We start from the raw sequence: 2,201 nt of genomic DNA on the forward strand, positions 1-2,201 counted from the left end.
CCATGCCCGCTAACTTCGGACAACCGTCGATTTCCACCGACCGGTCCGGCGCCGGTCGGGTTTCCTCCGTCCAGTCATCTTTCGAACGCCAGGTCCTGCGCGGTTTGTTGGCCGAATGGGAAAATGCCCTGTGGCTGTTGCCTGATTCCCTTCGACGATCCATCAGACGCCCCCTTTTTTCCATTCGGGACATGCCGGCCAGGCTGGGCTGCTGGAGCCGGGAAAAGCGTGAAATTACCCTGAGCCGGGAAATGGTCAGCAGCCACGCATGGGATGACGTCAAGGAGGTGCTGCTTCACGAAATGGCACATCAGGTGGCCCACGAAGGGTTGCAGGCCGCATCGGAACCCGACCACGGCGACTGTTTTCGTCAGGCCTGTCGCCTGTTGCGCGCCAACCCTTCGGCCTCCGGCACTTACCGTCCCCTTCACGCGCGCCTCCACCAGGGGGAGGAATTGAACGACCGGGACCGCATCGTGGTCAGGATTCACAAGCTCATGGCCCTGGCCGAAAGCAGCAACCCCAACGAAGCCCAGGCTGCCATGCGCAAAGCCCACGAGCTGATTTATCGCCATAACGTGAACCTGATCGCACGAGGCGCCGATCGGGATTATCAGAGTATTTTTGTAGGAAAGCCCCGCCTCAGGCACTTTCGGGAGTCCTATCACTTGGCCCATCTGCTCCAGGATTATTACTTCGTCCAGGGCATGTGGATCCAGGCCTGGGTGCTCGAAAAAGGCAGAATGGGACGCGTACTGGAGATCAGCGGCACCCGAAAAAACGTCCGGATCGCCGATTATATCCACGCGGCCATATGCCGCTACATCGACAAGGCCTGGGCGGACTATCGAGCCAACAAAGGTCTGAATCGATACCGCAAAACCGATTTTGCCATCGGTATCATCGAAGGATTCAAGGCCACCTTGCAGCAGGCATCAACGACGGGTTCCCAGGGCGCGGACACGCATCTGCCGGCTCGCATCGAGGACCACGCCCTGACCCGTTACCTGGCCGATCGCTATCCCCACGTCCGTTCATTTTCAAGAAGGGGCCCGGCACACGACGCCCGGGTTCTGGCGGACGGAACCGAAAGCGGTCGTCGATTGATCATTGCCAGAGGCATCACCCGCCAGGATGGATTCAAGGACAACTTTTTGGATTACAAAGCTAAAACAAGTCCGCCGAACCAGGATGCGGATGCAGGGGGAACCCGTGACGGAGAAACGTTCTAAATCGAATGGAAAAACGGTTCATGTGGTCACCATCGGCGGCGGCAGCGGCCAGTATGCGCTGTTGTCCGGCTTGAGAAATCTGAAAGGCATCCGCATCAGCGCCGTCGTTTCAATGATGGACAGCGGCGGCAGCACCGGCAGGCTGCGTGACGAATTGGGCACCCTGCCTCCCGGTGACATCCTCAAGTGCATCCTGGCCCTGTCTCCCCACCAGGATACCGCCCGGGTCATCTTTCAAAAACGCTTCAACAAAGACAGGCGCCTCAAGGGGCACAATGCCGGCAATATGCTCCTGACCATGCTCTCTCGCTATACCGGCAGCTTTCCCGCCGGCGTGCAGGCGCTGGCCGAAATCCTGGATGCCAAGGGAGAAATCCTGCCGGTCACCATCGACCGGGCCACCCTGGTGGCGGAACTGACCGACGGCAGCCGGGTTTACGGTGAAAGCGCCATCGACACGCCCCGGGGCCACCAGCGCGAAACGATCCGGGATGTCTACCTGGTTCCCCATCACAGTGACGCCATCACCGTTTATCCACCGGTTCTTGAAGCCATCGCCGATGCCGACATCATCATCCTGGGGCCGGGCGACCTGTTCACCAGCATCATTCCCAACCTCATCGTTCCCGGCCTGCGGGAAAAGCTCAGCACGGTGTCCGCACCCATTTATCATGTGGTCAACATCATGACCAAATTCGGGGAGACGAACCACTATCAGGCTTGCGATTTCGTTTCTACGATAGGCGGCTTCACCGGGCGAAAACTCGCCGGCGCCATCGTCAACACCCGACGGCCCGATGACCGCCTGCTGGCCCTCTATCGCAGACAAAAAGCCGAATTTGTGGAGGTCGGCTTCCCGGAAACCGATTGTCAACTGATCCTGGAAGACCTTCTTGAGACATCGGGAGACGTCATCCGCCACGATCCGGAAAAGCTCGCCGGGTTGATCGCCCGCATTATCTTTGAGGA

Annotated in this window: 2 protein-coding genes; both read left to right on the top strand. The window is 59.2% G+C overall.

All coding sequences use genetic code 11. The annotated features are described in order from the left end of the window. Nucleotides 1-1,232 (top strand): SprT-like domain-containing protein (locus ABYV26_RS24620; protein WP_372683990.1); only part of this gene is annotated, 1,232 nt, incomplete at its 5' end. Then, nucleotides 1,213-2,201, top strand: a 989-nt coding sequence (gene yvcK, locus ABYV26_RS24625; RefSeq protein WP_372683991.1) for a uridine diphosphate-N-acetylglucosamine-binding protein YvcK, incomplete at its 3' end; no start/stop codon positions are given. The genes ABYV26_RS24620 and yvcK, both read left to right, overlap by 20 nt.

It is taken from the genome of Desulfosarcina sp. (genome assembly GCF_041551955.1).
Classification (GTDB): domain Bacteria; phylum Desulfobacterota; class Desulfobacteria; order Desulfobacterales; family Desulfosarcinaceae; genus Desulfosarcina.